Below are 16,840 nucleotides of genomic sequence, written 5' to 3' on the forward strand. Positions count from 1 at the left end.
CCCAAGGCCGATCAGCCGCGCGCCGACGCGCCCGCCGAGGCAGGCGACGACTCCGGTCGCGAGGGCGGCCAGCGTGGCCGCGGCCGTCAGCGCCGCGGTCGTGACCAGGCGCGTTCCGGCGGTGACGCGGCCGCCACCGAGAACCGTGACGAGGCCAAGCAGGCCGACGGCGGCGAGGGCGGCGAGCGCCGCCGCGACCGCGGTGAGCGCGGCAACGCCGAGCGCGGCGGTGGCGACCGGAATCAGAACGAGCGCAACCAGAACCAGAACGCGGGTGGCAACGCCGGTCCGCGCGGTGACCGCAACGACCGCAACGACCGCGGCGGCGACGACGAGGAAGGCGGCCGCGGCCGCCGGGGCCGTCGTTTCCGCGAGCGCCGTCGCGGCCGCGACCGGGAGACCGGCGGCAACGAGGCCCGCGACGTCGAGATCCGCGAGGACGACGTCCTGCAGCCGGTCGCCGGCATCCTCGACGTCCTCGACAACTACGCGTTCGTGCGGACCTCCGGCTACCTGGCGGGCCCGAACGACGTGTACGTCTCGATGAACCTGGTCCGCAAGAACGGCCTGCGCCGCGGCGACGCGATCACGGGCGCCGTGCGCGCCCCGCGCGACGGCGAGCAGAACAACCAGCGGCAGAAGTTCGACCCGCTGGTGCGCCTGGACACCGTCAACGGCGGCGAGGTCGACGCGGCCAAGCGCCGTCCGGAGTTCTCCAAGCTGACCCCGCTGTACCCCAACCAGCGGCTGCGCCTCGAGACCACCCCGAACAAGCTGACCACCCGCGTGATCGACCTGATCATGCCGATCGGCAAGGGCCAGCGCGCCCTGATCGTGTCCCCGCCCAAGGCCGGTAAGACCACGATCATGCAGGACATCGCCAACGCGATCGCGATCAACAACCCCGAGTGCTACCTCATGGTCGTGCTGGTCGACGAGCGTCCCGAAGAGGTCACCGACATGCAGCGCTCGGTCAAGGGTGAGGTCATCGCCTCCACCTTCGACCGTCCGCCCGCCGACCACACCTCGGTCGCCGAGCTGGCCATCGAGCGCGCCAAGCGCCTGGTGGAGATGGGCAAAGACGTTGTCGTGCTGCTGGACTCGATCACCCGACTGGGCCGCGCGTACAACAACTCGTCGCCCGCCTCGGGCCGCATCCTCTCCGGTGGTGTCGACTCGACCGCGCTGTACCCGCCCAAGCGGTTCCTCGGCGCGGCGCGCAACATCGAGAACGGCGGCTCGCTGACCATCATCGCCACCGCGATGGTGGAGACCGGCTCGACCGGTGACACGGTCATCTTCGAGGAGTTCAAGGGCACGGGCAACGCCGAGCTCAAGCTCGACCGCAAGATCGCCGAGCGCCGGGTGTTCCCGGCGGTCGACGTCAACCCGTCGGGTACCCGCAAGGACGAGCTGCTGCTCTCGCCCGACGAGGCCGCGGTGCTGCACAAGCTGCGCCGGGTGCTCTCGGGTCTGGACTCCCACCAGGCCATCGATCTGCTGATCGACCGCCTGAAGAAGTCCAAGAACAACCTCGAGTTCCTGATGCAGGTCTCCAAGACCGCGCCGGGCGCGCTGGAGGATTAGCAGTTCACGATGTCGGGGCCTCGCGCGTTCGCGCGGGGCCCCTCGTCGTCTCGCCGGGAATACCGGCAAGCCAGGGGGCGTTTTCGCTCGATGCGAGGGACCTGGCATACTGGACCATCGTGCGTCTGCGCATCCGCAGACGATCCCGCCTAGTCGGTTCCGGTTCACGCATTCCGCGCCCCAGCGGCGTGCGACCCGGCGACCACGATCGAGAGGACGCCCATGAAGGCAGGAATCCACCCCAACTACGTCGACACCACCGTCGTCTGTGGTTGTGGCAACACGTTCCAGACCCGCTCCACCAAGGAGTCCGGCCAGATCACGGTCGAGGTCTGCTCGCAGTGCCACCCGTTCTACACCGGCAAGCAGAAGATCCTCGACACCGGCGGCCGCGTGGCCCGCTTCGAGGCCCGCTACGGCAAGCGCGCCGCGAAGAACGCCGAGAAGTAGCTTTCCCACCCGACGCCCGGTTCTGCATCCGCAGGCCGGGCGTCGGTGTTGTCAGCGGCGCGGGGCCGCGGGGGCTCGGCCTTTCGGCCGGGCCCGGGCCTGCGGCCCGCGAATGACGGCGGCGGGTCTTCGGGACTTCGGGTCTTCGGTTCGGCGTACGGCGCGTCTCAGGTCCACTCTCTTCGTAGGAGCATTCTCATGGCCGATCGGACGGCCCCTTCCGCGATCGACGACATCCTCGCCGAGTACCACGGCCTGGAATCGCAGCTCGCCGATCCGGCGCTGCACAACGACGCGGGCGCGGCGCGCCGGGTGGGCAAGCGGTTCGCCGAGCTGGCCCCGGTGATGACGACCTACCGCAAGCTGGAGACCGCCAAGGACGATCTGGCCGCGGCCAGGGAGCTGGCCGACGACGACGCCTCCTTCGCGGCCGAGGTGCCGGGGCTGGAAGCCCAGGTGGAGGAGCTGGAGGCGGCGCTGGCCGACCTGCTCGCCCCGCGCGACCCGCACGACGGCGACGACGTGGTCCTCGAGGTCAAGTCCGGCGAGGGCGGCGAGGAGTCGGCCCTGTTCGCCGCCGACCTGGCCCGCATGTACACCCGCTACGCCGAGCGCCACGGCTGGAAGGTCGAGACGCTCGACGTCACCTACTCCGACCTGGGCGGCTTCAAGGAGGCCACGCTGTCGATCAAGAGCCGCGACGCGGCGCGGGACGGCGTCTGGTCGCGGTTCAAGTTCGAGGGCGGCGTGCACCGGGTGCAGCGCGTCCCGGTGACCGAGTCGCAGGGCCGCATCCACACCTCGGCGGCGGGCGTGCTGATCTACCCCGAACCCGACGAGGTCGAGCAGGTGCAGATCGACGAGTCCGACCTGCGCATCGACGTCTACCGCTCCTCGGGCAAGGGCGGCCAGGGCGTCAACACCACCGACTCGGCCGTCCGGATCACCCACCTGCCCTCGGGCATCGTCGTGACCTGCCAGAACGAGCGCTCGCAGCTGCAGAACAAGGCCCGGGCCATGCAGGTGCTCGCCGCCCGTCTGCAGTCACTGGCCGAGGAGCAGGCCGACGCCGAGGCCGCGGCGGGCCGGGCCAGCCAGATCCGCACGGTCGACCGGTCCGAGCGCATCCGCACCTACAACTTCCCGGAGAACCGGATCGCCGATCACCGCATCGGCTTCAAGGCGCACAACCTGGACGCGGTCCTCGACGGCGACATGGACGCGCTGCTCGACGCGCTCGGCAAGGCCGACCGCGAGGCCCGCATGGCCGCCGAGTGACGATGCCCGACCGTCGACGGCTGCGGCCGCTGATCGTCGCGGCGGCCGACCGGCTGGCCGCGGCGGGGGTCGCCTCGCCGATGACCGACGCCGAGCTGCTCGCCGCGCACGTGCTCGGCGTCGACCGGATGCGGCTGGCCCTGTTTCCCATGGCCGAGCCGGCGCAGGTCGCCGCGCTCGAGGAGCTGGTCGAGCGCCGGGCGGCGCGAGTCCCGGTGCAGCACCTGACCGGTAGCGCGCCGATGGGGGAGATCGACCTCGCCGTCGGCCCCGGCGTCTTCGTGCCCCGGCCGGAGACCGAACTGCTCTTCGCCTGGGCGCTGGCCTTCCTCGCGACGCTGCCGCACGACCACGCGCCGATCGTGGTCGACCTCTGCACGGGCTCGGGCGCGCTGGCCCTCGCCCTCGCGCACGCCCGCCCGGACGCCGTCGTCCACGCGGTCGAACTCGACCCGGACGCCCTCGGCTGGGCCCGCCGCAACGCCGACGCGCGCATCGCCGCGGGCGACACCGCGACCACCCTGCACGCGGGCGACGCCACCGACCCCGCCCTGCTGAGCGCCCTCGACGGCCGGGTCGACCTGGTCGTGTCCAATCCGCCCTACATTCCCGACGCCGCGGAGCTGTCCCCGGAAGTGGCCGAACACGATCCGCACCGCGCGCTGTTCGGCGGGCCCGACGGCCTCGACGTCGTGCGGGGCCTCGTCCCGGTGCTCGCCGGGCTGCTGCGCCCCGGGGGCGGCGTGGCGATCGAGCACGACGACACCAACGGCGCGGGCGTGGCCGCCCTGCTGAGCGGCGCCGGTTTCACCGGGGTGACCGAACACCCCGACCTCGCGGACAAGCCCCGCTTCGTGACCGGCACCCGGGGGCCGGATTCGGCGCGCGGCTAAGCTACCCGTCGTGAGTGTCTACGACTGTGCGGATCCCGATTCTCGCGCCGCCGGGCTGACCGCGGCGACCAGCGCCCTCAAGTCCGGCCGGCTGGTGGTGATGCCTACCGACACGCTCTACGGCCTGGCGGCCGACGCGTTCGACTCCGCCGCCGTGGCGGACCTGCTCGCGGCCAAGCGCCGGGGCCGCGACATGCCCGTTCCGGTGCTCGTCGGTTCGTGGCACACCATCGACGGCCTGGTGTTCTCGGTGCGCCCGCAGGCACGCGAACTGATCCGGGCGTTCTGGCCCGGCGCGCTGAGTCTGGTTGTGCAGCAGGCGCCTTCGCTGGCCTGGGACCTCGGCGACACCCGCGGCACCGTGATGCTGCGCATGCCACTGCACCCGGTCGCCCTCGAACTGCTGCGCGAGGTCGGCCCGCTGGCGGTCTCGAGCGCGAACGTCTCCGGGCAGCCGCCCGCGAGCACCGCCGAGCAGGCCCGCGCGCAGCTGGGCACGCTGGCGAGCGTGTACCTCGACGGCGGCCCGGCCGAGCACGCGGTGGCCTCGACCATCGTCGACCTCACCGCCGACCAGCCGCGCATCCTGCGCGAGGGGGCGATCCCGGCGGCCGACATCGCCGAGGTGCTCGGCATGGAGCCCGACGCCCTGCTCAGCCCCGCGCAGCGGTAATCGATGACCACGGTCGTTCCCCTGCGCGAGCTCATCCTCGTGCTGCTCATCTCGGCAACCGTGACCTTCCTGGCCACCGGCGGAATCCGCGTGCTGGCCGTCGCCTTCGGCGCCGTGGCGATTCCCCGCGAACGCGACGTGCACGTCAAGCCGATCCCGCGCATGGGCGGGGTCGGCATGTACATCGGCGTGGTGGCCGCGGTGCTGTTCGCCCATCAGCTCCCGGCGCTGCGCCGCGGATTCGACTACGCCCCCGACATTCCCGCCGTCCTGGTGGCGGCGACCCTGATCGTGCTGGTCGGCATCGTCGACGACCGCTGGGGGCTGGACGCGCTCACCAAGTTCGCCGGGCAGGTGACGGCCGCGGGCGTGATGGCCGTGATGGGTCTGAGCTGGTACGTCATCTACGACCCGTTCAACGACTCCACCGTCGTCCTCGACGCGCTGCAGGGCGGCCTCGTCACCGTCGGCATCACCGTGACCCTGGTCAACGCCATGAACTTCGTCGACGGCCTGGACGGCCTCGCGGCCGGGCTCGGCCTGATCTGCGCGAGCGCGGTGTTCGTGTTCTCCGTCGGCCTGCTCTACGACCAGGGCGGATCGGTCGACACCTACCCGCCCGCGCTGCTGGCCGCCGCGCTGGCGGGCGCCTGCCTCGGATTTCTTCCGCACAATTTCTCGCCCGCCCGGATCTTCATGGGGGATTCCGGTTCGATGATGATCGGTTTGATGCTGGCGGCGGTTTCCACCGGCGCCTCCGGCCGAATCCCGCTCCAGGGTTACGGCCCGCGCGACATCGTCGGTTTGCTCTCGCCGCTGTTGCTGGTGGGTGCGGTGATGTTCATTCCGGTGCTCGATCTGCTGCTCGCGATCGTGCGCCGGGTGCGCGCGGGCGTGAGTTTCTCCACACCGGACAAAATGCACTTGCATCATCGTTTGTTGCAGATCGGACATTCGCAGCGCCGGGTCGTTCTGCTCATTTACTTGTGGGTGGGTGTGCTGGCATTCGGCGCGGTGGGCACGTCGCTGATGGATCGCCGCCTCGTGGTGCTGCTGGTGGCGGGCGGACTGGTGTTCGCGCTGGTAGTGACCGTGATCCCATCGATGCGCCGACCGGAGTCGGCCCATCGGTGACGGACGGGCCCAAGGTAAAGTCGCCGGTGTGAGCTTTACACCGGAAACCGTGCCAGGCCCCGACGCCCCGCTGCGCGCCGCTCTGCGCTACGGGCTGATCGGCCTCGGCGTGCTCGTCGTGTCGTCGGTCGCCGTGTCGGCGGCCCTTGCCGGTCTGCCGGGGGTCTGGGGCGCCCTCCTCGGGGCGGCGATCGGCGGCGGCTTCATCCTCACCACCGCGGTCGCGGTGCTCGTCGGCGCGAAGCTGGAGCCGACGACCGCGGGCCTGGTCATGCTGGTCAGCTGGGTCGGGAAGATGCTGATCGCGCTGATCGTGCTCGCCGTGCTGAGCCGGTACGGCTTCTACTCCAAGCCCGCCCTGTTCTTCACCGTGATGGGCGCCCTGCTGATCGTGCTCGGCGCGGAGACGTACGGCGTTCTGTCCCAGCGGGTTCCGTACGTCACGACACGCGCGGGTGATGGCGAAACGGCTTCCGAACAGGAATAATCCCACCCAGCTACACACTGTCGTAGATAGCTTGGTAAAGTCTAGGTAAGCAAGCAACCAAGCTAGGAGCGCAGACCGGGTCCGCCGGCGCCGTGCTCCCGGCAACCAGGGGGGATCGACAACGATCCTGCCAGGTGCCGCTATGCTTACTGCCGATCCGGACCACAAATACGTCCGGTTGAAGCATGTCGACGATGTCGCCGACACCGTACAGAAGCCCGGCGCGGTTACGCCGTAAAGGACTCTGGCGAATTTCGAGCCGTCAAGCGTCGACCCCATTGATCGTCAATGTCCGATCGAACCGCGGGAAAGACCGTACCCGCGGCCCGAACACGGGAGAGAACGCTGAGCGTCACCACTTTGGCGGCGGGCGAGTTCCACGCGCCATCGCTGTCCGACTTCTTCCCTCCAGCAGTGCTGTTCGAGGGTACGCCGTTCGAACTCGATCGCCTGATGCTGATCCGGCTGCTGATGACCGGCGTCGTGGTCCTCTTCTTCGTGCTGGCGTTCCGCTCGCCGAGGATCGTGCCGCGTGGTCTGCAGAACATCGGCGAGACCGCCGTCGTGTTCGTCAAGGAGCAGATCGCCGAAGAGGTACTCGGCAAGGAGACCGGCCGCCGGTTCCTCCCGCTGATCGCGACGATCTTCTTCACGGTCCTGTTCCTGAACTTCTCCAGCATCGTTCCGTTCCTGAACATCTCGTCGAACGCCCGGGTCGGTATGCCGCTCGTGCTGGCCGCGATCGCCTACATCGCGTTCAACTACGTCGGCATCAGGAAGTACGGCTTCTTCAAGTACGTGCGCTCGAGCATCGTGGTCCCGAACGTGCCGCCCGCCCTGCACGTGCTGCTGATCCCGATCGAGTTCGTCTCGACCTTCATCCTGCGGCCGTTCACGCTGACCGTGCGACTCATGGCCAACATGCTGGCCGGCCACATCATGCTGGTGCTGTTCTTCAGCGCCACGTGGTTCTTCCTGTTCGATGCCGCCTCGTGGATGAAGGTGTTCTCGCCCTTCTCGCTGCTGGCCGGCATCGGCTTCACGCTGTTCGAGCTGCTGGTCATCTTCCTGCAGGCGTACGTCTTCGCCCTGCTGACCGCGGTGTACATCAGCCTCGCACAGCACGCCGCCGACCACTGATCCGACTCACCACACCAATACCGCCAAACCTGCTACACACGCCGACCGGCGGGTGAGCAATAGAAAGGGAATGGAAAGACTCATGAGCCTCGCTTACCTGGCCCAGGAAGCCGCCAACACCGAATCCACCATCAAGGGCCTCGGCGCTGTCGGTTACGGCCTCGCGGCGATCGGCCCCGGCATCGGCGTCGGCATCGTCGTCGGTAAGGCCATCGAGGGCTTCGCCCGTCAGCCCGAGCTCGCCGGCCAGATCCGCACCAACATGTTCCTCGGTATCGCGTTCACCGAGGCCCTGGCGCTGATCGGCCTCGTCGCCGGCTTCATCTTCTGATTCCGATGTACGAGATCATCACGCTCGCCGCTGAAGGGGGAGAGGATGTGAATCCTCTCGTTCCCGAGGTCTATGACATCGTTTGGTCGATCGTCTGTGTCGCGATCATCGGCGTCCTGTTCTGGAAGTACGTGATCCCGCGCGTCATCAAGACGCTCGACGAGCGCTCGGAGAAGATCGAGGGCGGCATCGCCCGCGCCGAGGCGGCTCAGGAAGAAGCCAAGCAGACGCTGCAGCAGTACCAGCAGCAGCTGGCCGATGCCCGGCTCGAGGCCGCGAAGATCCGTGAGGACGCGCGGACCCAGGGTCAGCAGATCCTCGCGCAGATGCGCGCGGACGCCCAGGCCGAGAGCGACCGCATCGTCGCCGCCGGTCACACCCAGCTGGAAGCCCAGCGGCAGCAGATCCTGACCGAGCTGCGTTCCGAGGTCGGCCGCACGGCCGTCGACCTGGCCGAGAAGATCATCGGCCAGTCGGTTTCGGACGAGGCCAAGCAGGCGGCGTCGATCGACAAGTTCCTCAGCGAACTCGACTCGACCGACGCCGGCATCGGGGTCGGAAGGTAACGACGCGAAAGTGAGAAGCATGTACGCAGCGAGCCGCGAGGCCAGCTCCCGGTCTCGGGAGGCGCTTCGGGCCGCTCTGACCGGAAGCGCAACTGTTGCGGCCACGACGGGTTCGGAACTGTTCGCCGTTGTCGCCGTGCTGGACGACCAGCGTTCGCTGCGTGTGGCGCTCGCGGACGTGTCGGTGCCGGGTTCGGTGCGAGCCGAGCTCAGCGAGCGGATCTTCGGCGGCAAGGTCAGCGCTGCCACGCAGGCAGTGCTGACCACCGCGGTGGCCCAGGACTGGTCCCGCACCGCCGACCTGGTCGACACCCTGGAGCTGCTCGGCCAGGAGGCCCTGCTCGAGTCGGCCTCCGAGGACGGCCGCCTCACCGCGGTCGAGGACGAGCTGTTCCGGCTCGGCCGGATCATCGCCGACAACCCCGAGCTGGAGCAGGCGCTGTCCGACCGGACCAAGCCTGCCGCCGCGCGGCGGGCACTGGTCGAGCGGCTGCTGACCGGCAAGGTCGAACCGACCACCCTGACCCTGGTCGACCAGGCGGTGACCCGCCGGCGGAACAACAACATCGGCGTCGCCTTCGACGCCCTGTCCGATCTGGCGGCGGCCCGTCGTGACCAGATCGTCGCCCACGTGCGCTCCGCGATCGCCCTGTCCCCGCAGCAGCGGGAGAAGCTGTCGGCCTCGCTGGCACGCATCTACGGCAAGGCGGTCACCGTGCACGTGCAGGTCGACCCGACGCTGCTGAGCGGCGTCGTCGTGCGCGTCGGAGACGACGTCATCGACGGCAGCGCCACCGGCCGACTGGAGCGGATGCGCCGCGCCCTGTCGTAAGACGGCCGAGCACCCTCCACCCCCCGACATTCGAGACCACAGCGAGAGCAGGAACAACATGGCGGAGCTGACGATCTCCTCCGACGAGATCCGTAGCGCGATCGAGAGCTACACCCAGAGCTACACCCCGGAAACCTCTATCGAAGAAGTCGGTGTCGTCACCGACACCAGCGACGGCATCGCGCACGTCAGCGGCCTGCCCTCGGCGATGGCCAACGAACTGCTCGAGTTCCCGGGCGGCGTCCTGGGCGTCGCGCTGAACCTCGAGGACACCGAGATCGGTGCCGTCATCCTCGGTGAGTTCGCCTCGATCGAGGAGGGCCAGCAGGTCCGCCGCACCGGCGACGTGCTGTCGGTCCCCGTCGGTGACAAGTTCCTCGGCCGCGTGGTCAACCCGCTGGGTCAGCCGATCGACGGCCTCGGCGACATCGAGGCCGACGAGCGCCGCGTGCTCGAGCTGCAGGCCGCGACCGTGCTGGAGCGCCAGCCGGTCGAGGAGCCGCTGGCCACCGGCATCACCGCCATCGACGCCCTGACCGCCATCGGCCGCGGCCAGCGTCAGCTGATCATCGGCGACCGCAAGACCGGCAAGACCGCCGTCGCGATCGACGCGATCCTGAACCAGAAGGCGAACTGGGAGACCGGCGACCCGACCAAGCAGGTCCGCTGCATCTACGTCGCCATCGGCCAGAAGGGTTCCACCATCGCGGGCGTCAAGGCCGCGCTGGAGGAGCACGGCGCCCTCGAGTACACCACCATCGTCGCCGCCCCCGCCTCGGACTCGGCCGGCTTCAAGTGGCTGGCCCCCTACACCGGCTCGGCCATCGGCCAGCACTGGATGTACCAGGGCAAGCACGTCCTGATCGTGTTCGACGACCTGACCAAGCAGGCCGAGGCCTACCGCGCCATCTCGCTGCTGCTGCGCCGCCCGCCGGGCCGCGAGGCCTACCCGGGTGACGTCTTCTACCTGCACTCGCGTCTGCTGGAGCGTTGCGCCAAGCTGTCCGACGACATGGGCGCCGGCTCGATGACCGGTCTGCCGATCATCGAGACCAAGGCCAACGACGTCTCGGCGTTCATCCCGACCAACGTCATCTCCATCACCGACGGCCAGGTCTTCCTCGAGTCCGACCTGTTCAACAAGGGTGTCCGCCCGGCGATCAACGTCGGTACCTCGGTCTCCCGTGTCGGTGGCGCCGCCCAGACCAAGGCCATGAAGAAGGTCGCCGGTTCGCTGCGTCTGGAAATGGCCCAGTACCGCGAGCTGGAGGCGTTCTCCGCCTTCGCCTCCGACCTGGACGCCGCCTCGCTGGCGCAGCTGGAGCGCGGTGCCCGCTGGGTCGAGCTGCTCAAGCAGGACCAGTACGCCCCCGTGTCCGTCGAGGACCAGGTCGTCTCGATCTACCTCGTCGACGCCGGCTACTACGACTCGGTGCCCGTCGGTGACGTTCGCCGCTTCAACAAGGAGCTGCTGGAGTACCTGCACGGTGCCACCCAGTCCTCCTTCGACTCGCTCGCCGGTGGCGCCAAGCCGCTGGCCGACGAAGCCGCCGACGCGATCAAGTCCGCGACCGACGACTTCAAGCAGGGCTTTCTGGCCTCCGACGGCAGCCGTGTCGTGAACGAGGCCGCCGCCGGCGATCTGGCCCACGAAGAGGTCGAGTCGCTGTCGGTCACCCGCAAGCACGTCGACAAGTAAGCCGGGTCGCAGACTGATGCTGGCAATTTCCGAATCGGCGAATGAAGGGAGTGACTGATGGCAAGCTTGCGTGAATTGCGCTCCCGCATTCGTGGTGTGAACTCGATCAAGAAGATCACCAAGGCCCAGGAGCTGATCGCGACTTCGCGCATCTCCAAGGCCCAGGCGCGGGTCGCCGCCGCCAAGCCGTACGCGGAGGAGATCACCAAGGTCCTCGGCGAGCTCGCGAGCGCGTCCAAGAGCCTGACCCACCCGCTGCTCACCGAGCGCGCGAACGCCCGCCGCGCCGCCGTCCTGGTGATCACCAGCGACAGCGGCATGTGCGGTGGTTACAACTCCAACGTGCTCAAGCGCGCCGAGGAGCTCATGACCACCCTGCGTGGCGAGGGCAAGGAGCCGGTGCTCTACGTCATGGGCAACAAGGGCCTGACGTACTACACCTTCCGCAACCGTCCGCTGGTCTCCTCGTGGACCGGGTTCTCGCAGCAGCCGAAGTACACCGATGCCTCGGCCGCCTGCAACCACCTGGTGGAGGCCTTCATGGCCGGCTCCGAGGGCAGCGTGGAAGCGCCGTCCGGCGAGGGCACCATCGACGGTGTCGACGAACTGCACATCGTGTACACCCGTTTCGTCTCGATGCTGACCCAGACCCCGGAGGTGCGCCGCCTGGCGCCGATCCAGGTCAGCTTCGTGGACGAGAACTACGAGCTCGGCGACGACATCCTCTCGGATTCGCCGAACGCGGTGGTCACGGCGCAGTACGAATTCGAGCCGGACGCCGACGTGCTGCTGGGCGCTCTGCTGCCCAAGTACGTCAACACGCGCATCTACGCATCGTTGCTCGAGGCAGCGGCATCCGAGTCCGCGGCTCGGCGCACCGCAATGAAGGCGGCCACCGACAACGCCAACGAGCTGGCCAGTGTGCTCCAGCGCGAGGCGAACTCGGTGCGTCAGGCCCAGATCACGCAGGAAATCAGCGAAATCGTCGGCGGCGTGAACGCGCTGGCGTCGAGCTCGGACCGCGACTAAGAGCGCAGGAAGAGAACAAAACCAATGACCGCAGCTGTCACTCAGGACAACGCGAGCCGGGCCGGCGCCGCCGCCGGTCGCGTGGTCCGTGTCATCGGCCCCGTCGTGGACGTCGAGTTCCCGCGTGGGTCCATCCCCGAGCAGTTCAACGCGCTGCACGCCGAGATCACTCTGCCCTCGGTGGCCAAGACGCTGACCCTCGAGGTCGCCCAGCACCTCGGCGACAACATCGTGCGCACCATCTCGATGCAGCCGACCGACGGCCTGATCCGTGGCGCCACCGTCACCGACACCGGCAAGCCGATCTCGGTGCCCGTCGGTGACGTCGTCAAGGGCCACGTGTTCAACGCCCTCGGCGACTGCCTCGACGCGCCGGGCACCGGCCGCGACGGCGAGCAGTGGGGCATCCACCGCCAGCCGCCGAGCTTCGACCAGCTCGAGGGCAAGACCGAGCTGCTCGAGACCGGCATCAAGGTCATCGACCTGCTGACCCCGTACGTGAAGGGCGGCAAGATCGGTCTGTTCGGTGGTGCCGGTGTCGGCAAGACCGTTCTGATCCAGGAGATGATCACCCGTATCGCTCGCGAGTTCTCCGGCACCTCGGTGTTCGCGGGCGTCGGTGAGCGCACCCGTGAGGGCACCGACCTCCACCTGGAGATGGAGGAGATGGGCGTCCTCCAGGACACCGCCCTCGTCTTCGGCCAGATGGACGAGCCGCCGGGCACCCGTATGCGCGTGGCCCTGTCCGCGCTGACGATGGCGGAGTACTTCCGTGACGTGCAGCACCAGGACGTGCTGCTCTTCATCGACAACATCTTCCGCTTCACCCAGGCCGGTTCCGAGGTCTCGACCCTGCTGGGTCGTATGCCCTCCGCCGTCGGTTACCAGCCCACGCTGGCGGACGAGATGGGTGCTCTGCAGGAGCGCATCACCTCGACCAAGGGTCGCTCGATCACCTCGCTGCAGGCGATCTACGTCCCCGCCGACGACTACACCGACCCGGCGCCGGCGACCACCTTCGCCCACCTGGACGCGACGACCGAGCTCTCCCGCCCGATCTCGCAGAAGGGCATCTACCCCGCCGTCGACCCGCTGACCTCGACCTCGCGCATCCTCGAGGCCTCGATCGTCGGCGACCGGCACTTCGCGGTGGCCAACGAGGTCAAGCGGATCCTGCAGAAGTACAAGGAGCTGCAGGACATCATCGCCATCCTCGGTATGGACGAGCTCTCCGAAGAGGACAAGGTCCTCGTCGGCCGCGCCCGTCGTCTGGAGAAGTTCCTCGGTCAGAACTTCATCGTGGCCGAGAAGTTCACCGGTCAGCCGGGTTCGGTCGTGCCGCTGGAGCAGACCATCGACGACTTCGACCGCGTGTGCAAGGGCGAGTTCGATCACTTCCCCGAGCAGGCGTTCAACTCCTGCGGTGGTCTCGACGACGTCGAGGCGGCCGCGAAGAAGATCGCCGGAAAGTAGTCACCGATGGCGGAAATCTCAGTCGATCTCGTCGCAGTCGAGCGGCGGCTCTGGTCCGGCCAGGCCACCTTCGTCAGCGCGCAGACCACCGAGGGCCAGATCGGCATCATGGCCGGCCACGAGCCGCTGCTCGGTCAGCTCGTCGAGGGCGGCACGGTGACCATCGTGTCGGCCGACGGTGAGCGGATCGTCGCCGCGGTGCACGGCGGCTTCTTCTCGGTGACCGCCACCACGGTGCGGGTGCTGGCCGAGTCCGCGGAGCTCGCGGGCGAGGTCGACATCGACGCGGCCCGGAAGGTGCTGGCCGACGCCGGCGCCTCCGAGCACGAGCAGCGGGTGGCGCAGGGTCAGGTGCGTGCGGTCGAGGCGACCGCCTCCGCCTGATCGAGTTACGACCGACTCGTCGGCGGCGAACCCCTCGGGGTCGCCGCCGACAGTCGTTTCCGGGTCCGGGTGGGACGCCCGGGCGCGTGGCTCGGAAAACCGGCGTGATTGAATGTCTCCGGCGGGGGTGTCGATGACACGACACCGGTGGAGCGAAGGGACGTACGGCATTGCAGACCGGGATGGTTCTCCTGATCATTCTGGTGCTCACGCTCGTCCTGCTGGCCGCCGCGTCGACCTATCGCCTGGTGATGCTGCGCCGGGGTGGCACGGCCGCCCTGCTGCGGGTGCTGCCCGCGCGCGGGGGACAGGGCTGGCGGCACGGGGTCATCCGGTACGGCGAGGACAAGGTCGTGTTCTTCAAGCTGACCAGCTTGAAGCTGGGACCCGACAGCACCATCCACCGGCTCGGCATCGAGATCGGTGAGCGCCGGTCCCCCCAGGGCGACGAGTTCGACATCATGAGCTCCGACATCGTGGTCACCGGCGTCAAGGACCCCGGCGGCGAGTACGAGCTGGCCCTCGACCGCGGCTCGATGGCCGCGTTCCTGTCCTGGGTCGAGTCCCGCCCCTCCGAACGGGCCCGCCGCCTGCGCGGGCCCAACTGATTCGCTACGTCGGGAGCCGCGATGTCCGAGCCGACCGAGTCGACGCCGCGTTCGGGCGTCCACCTGACCAGGATCTACACCCGCACCGGGGACGACGGGACCACCGGTCTCAGCGATTTCTCCCGGGTGTCGAAGAACGATCCGCGGCTGAACGCCTACGCCGACTGTGACGAGGCCAACGCGGCGCTCGGCGTCGCGGTCGCCCTCGGCGCCCCCGAACCGCGCGTCCTCGCGGTCCTGCGCCAGGTGCAGAACGATCTGTTCGACGCGGGCGCGGACCTGTCGACCCCCGTCGTCGAGGACCCGAAATACCCGCCGCTGCGCATCACCGAGCCCTACATCGAGCGGCTCGAGGGATGGTGCGACGAGTTCAACGCGCCTCTCGCGCCGCTGAATTCGTTCATCCTGCCCGGCGGCACGCCGCTGTCGGCCCTCCTGCACACCGCGCGCACGGTGGTCCGCCGCGCCGAGCGGTCGGCCTGGGCCGCGGTCGAGGCGCATCCGGACGACACGAGCGTCCTGCCCGCGAAATACCTCAATCGGCTCTCGGACCTGCTGTTCATCCTGAGCCGGGTCGCCAACCCCGAGGGGGACGTGCTGTGGCGGCCGGGCGGCGGTTCGGCGCGCTGAGGACGACTCGGCGACACCGGGTTCGGCGACGGGGCGCGTGTCCCGCGGCGACGGTCGATAAGCTGGCGGGGTGAGCGAACGGTTTCTGGTCACCGGCGGTAATCGGCTCGTCGGCGAGGTAGCGGTCGGCGGGGCGAAGAACAGCGTCCTGAAGCTGATGGCCGCCGCCCTGCTGGCCGAGGGCACGACGACCATCACCAACTGCCCGGACATCCTCGACGTGCCGCTGATGGCGGAGGTGCTGCGCGGTCTCGGCTGCGACGTGACCATCTCCGACGACGCGCCGGGCGACCGCTCGGTGGTCACCATCGTGACCCCGCCGGAGCCGAAGTATCACGCGGACTTTCCCGCGGTCACCCAGTTCCGCGCCTCGGTGTGCGTGCTCGGCCCGCTGATGGCGCGCTGTAAGCGGGCGGTCGTCGCGCTGCCCGGCGGCGACGCGATCGGCTCGCGGCCGCTGGACATGCACCAGGCCGGCCTGCGGCTGCTCGGCGCGACCAGCTCGATCGAGCACGGCTGCGTCGTCGCCAAGGCCGACGAGCTGCAGGGCGCGCGCATCCGCCTCGACTTCCCGTCGGTGGGTGCGACGGAGAACATCCTGATGGCCGCGGTGCTCGCCGAGGGCGAGACCGTCATCGACAACGCCGCGCGCGAACCCGACATCGTCGACCTGTGCACCATGCTGGTCCAGATGGGCGCGCGGATCTCCGGCGCAGGCTCCTCGGTGCTGACCATCACCGGCGTCGAGCGCCTCTCGCCGACCACGCACCGGGTCATCGGCGACCGCATCGTCGCCGCGACCTGGGGCATCGCGGCGGCCATGACCACCGGCGACGTGCGCGTCACCGGCATCAACCCCAAGCACCTGGCCCTCGTGCTGGACAAACTGCGGTCGGCGGGTGCGCGGATCTCGTATGAGCCCAACGGCTTCCGGGTCGTGCAGCCGGAGCGCCCGCGCGCGGTGAACTTCGCGACGCTGCCCTTCCCCGGTTTCCCGACCGACCTCCAGCCGATGGCCATCGGCCTGGCCGCCATCGCCGACGGCACCTCGATGATCACCGAGAACATCTTCGAGGCGCGGTTCCGGTTCGTGGAGGAGATGATCCGCCTCGGCGCCGATGCCCGCACCGACGGTCACCACGCCGTGGTGCGCGGTATCCCGCGGCTGTCGAGCGCGCCGGTCTGGTCCTCCGACATCCGCGCCGGCGCGGGCCTGGTCCTGGCGGGCCTGGTGGCCGACGGTGTCACCGAGGTGCACGACGTCTTCCACATCGACCGCGGTTACCCGAATTTCGTCGAGCAGCTGCAGGCGCTCGGCGGGCTGGTCGAACGGGTCGGCGTCGCCGAATGATCGGCGCCCGCCGCGGGAACGGCGGGTGCGGGTCGCCGAAAACCATTCCTGACCAGGCGATTTGACATACGAATTCTATCCACGTAACTTTATTCGAGTCAGAGCGACACGGACACCGACCCGGAGCTGCGGGCCAGCCGATCAGGCTGGAGCGGCCAGGGAAACGAGGTAGGACGATGAGCGCCTGGCGATCACACTAGCCGAGCAAGACCCCGATTTGGAATCGGGTGACTGTTGTGGCTAAGCTTGAGAAGTTGCCTCACCGATCAACCGAGAATGACTCGCGAGATGGTGC

Annotated in this window: 18 protein-coding genes; all 18 read left to right on the plus strand. The window is 69.0% G+C overall.

The window, feature by feature from the left end; all coding sequences use genetic code 11:
• Positions 1 to 1,587: transcription termination factor Rho (gene rho / locus ON36_RS05640; protein ID WP_043648526.1), on the plus strand; the 1,587-nt coding region annotated here is incomplete at its 5' end.
• Positions 1,588 to 1,809: 222 nt separating this feature from the next.
• Positions 1,810 to 2,037: a 50S ribosomal protein L31 gene (gene rpmE, locus ON36_RS05645; RefSeq protein ID WP_043648528.1), complete on the plus strand. Its 228-nt coding sequence runs from the start codon at positions 1,810 to 1,812 to the stop codon at positions 2,035 to 2,037.
• 198 nt (positions 2,038 to 2,235) lie between these two features.
• Positions 2,236 to 3,315: a peptide chain release factor 1 gene (gene prfA, locus ON36_RS05650; RefSeq protein WP_043648530.1), complete on the plus strand. Its 1,080-nt coding sequence runs from the start codon at positions 2,236 to 2,238 to the stop codon at positions 3,313 to 3,315.
• A 2-nt stretch (positions 3,316 to 3,317) separates the two neighbouring features.
• Positions 3,318 to 4,208, plus strand: coding sequence for a peptide chain release factor N(5)-glutamine methyltransferase (gene prmC, locus ON36_RS05655; RefSeq protein WP_043648532.1), 891 nt, complete (start codon positions 3,318 to 3,320; stop codon positions 4,206 to 4,208).
• Between the two features lie 10 nt (positions 4,209 to 4,218).
• The gene (locus tag ON36_RS05660; protein WP_245557921.1) at positions 4,219 to 4,881 is read left to right on the plus strand and encodes an L-threonylcarbamoyladenylate synthase; all 663 of its coding nucleotides are present in this window, start codon (positions 4,219 to 4,221) and stop codon (positions 4,879 to 4,881) included.
• 3 nt (positions 4,882 to 4,884) lie between these two features.
• Entirely contained in the window at positions 4,885 to 6,015 is a 1,131-nt protein-coding gene (locus tag ON36_RS05665; protein WP_043648536.1) for a glycosyltransferase family 4 protein, read from the plus strand.
• Between the two features lie 28 nt (positions 6,016 to 6,043).
• Positions 6,044 to 6,502 carry a Cg1360 family ATP-synthase-associated protein gene (locus tag ON36_RS05670; RefSeq protein WP_043648538.1) on the plus strand — a complete coding sequence of 153 codons (459 nt, stop codon included), beginning with the start codon at positions 6,044 to 6,046 and terminating at the stop codon, positions 6,500 to 6,502.
• A gap of 288 nt (positions 6,503 to 6,790) precedes the next feature.
• Positions 6,791 to 7,642 carry a F0F1 ATP synthase subunit A gene (atpB, locus tag ON36_RS05675; RefSeq protein WP_083884930.1) on the plus strand — a complete coding sequence of 284 codons (852 nt, stop codon included), beginning with the start codon at positions 6,791 to 6,793 and terminating at the stop codon, positions 7,640 to 7,642.
• An 82-nt stretch (positions 7,643 to 7,724) separates the two neighbouring features.
• On the plus strand, positions 7,725 to 7,973 hold the full coding sequence (locus ON36_RS05680; protein WP_043648541.1) for an ATP synthase F0 subunit C: 249 nt from the start codon (positions 7,725 to 7,727) through the stop codon (positions 7,971 to 7,973).
• Between the two features lie 5 nt (positions 7,974 to 7,978).
• A complete protein-coding gene (locus tag ON36_RS05685) occupies positions 7,979 to 8,539 on the plus strand; it encodes a F0F1 ATP synthase subunit B (protein WP_043648543.1) in 561 nt (186 codons plus the stop codon).
• 19 nt (positions 8,540 to 8,558) lie between these two features.
• Positions 8,559 to 9,371: a F0F1 ATP synthase subunit delta gene (locus ON36_RS05690; RefSeq protein WP_043648546.1), complete on the plus strand. Its 813-nt coding sequence runs from the start codon at positions 8,559 to 8,561 to the stop codon at positions 9,369 to 9,371.
• 58 nt (positions 9,372 to 9,429) lie between these two features.
• Positions 9,430 to 11,070 carry a F0F1 ATP synthase subunit alpha gene (gene atpA, locus ON36_RS05695; RefSeq protein WP_043648548.1) on the plus strand — a complete coding sequence of 547 codons (1,641 nt, stop codon included), beginning with the start codon at positions 9,430 to 9,432 and terminating at the stop codon, positions 11,068 to 11,070.
• A gap of 57 nt (positions 11,071 to 11,127) precedes the next feature.
• Positions 11,128 to 12,099: a F0F1 ATP synthase subunit gamma gene (locus ON36_RS05700; RefSeq protein ID WP_043648550.1), complete on the plus strand. Its 972-nt coding sequence runs from the start codon at positions 11,128 to 11,130 to the stop codon at positions 12,097 to 12,099.
• 24 nt (positions 12,100 to 12,123) lie between these two features.
• Positions 12,124 to 13,572: a F0F1 ATP synthase subunit beta gene (gene atpD / locus ON36_RS05705; RefSeq protein WP_043648551.1), complete on the plus strand. Its 1,449-nt coding sequence runs from the start codon at positions 12,124 to 12,126 to the stop codon at positions 13,570 to 13,572.
• Positions 13,573 to 13,578: 6 nt separating this feature from the next.
• Entirely contained in the window at positions 13,579 to 13,956 is a 378-nt protein-coding gene (locus tag ON36_RS05710) for a F0F1 ATP synthase subunit epsilon (RefSeq protein ID WP_043648553.1), read from the plus strand.
• Between the two features lie 182 nt (positions 13,957 to 14,138).
• Complete coding sequence (locus ON36_RS05715) at positions 14,139 to 14,564, plus strand: DUF2550 domain-containing protein (protein WP_043648554.1); 426 nt, start codon at positions 14,139 to 14,141, stop codon at positions 14,562 to 14,564.
• 21 nt (positions 14,565 to 14,585) lie between these two features.
• Positions 14,586 to 15,194, plus strand: coding sequence for a cob(I)yrinic acid a,c-diamide adenosyltransferase (locus tag ON36_RS05720; protein ID WP_052313685.1), 609 nt, complete (start codon positions 14,586 to 14,588; stop codon positions 15,192 to 15,194).
• Between the two features lie 70 nt (positions 15,195 to 15,264).
• Positions 15,265 to 16,545, plus strand: a complete 1,281-nt coding sequence (murA, locus tag ON36_RS05725) for a UDP-N-acetylglucosamine 1-carboxyvinyltransferase (RefSeq protein WP_043648557.1) — start codon at positions 15,265 to 15,267, stop codon at positions 16,543 to 16,545.
• Positions 16,546 to 16,840: the final 295 nt, after the last annotated feature.

Origin of the sequence: Nocardia thailandica NBRC 100428 (assembly GCF_000308795.1) — a bacterium.
Lineage (GTDB): Bacteria > Actinomycetota > Actinomycetes > Mycobacteriales > Mycobacteriaceae > Nocardia > Nocardia thailandica.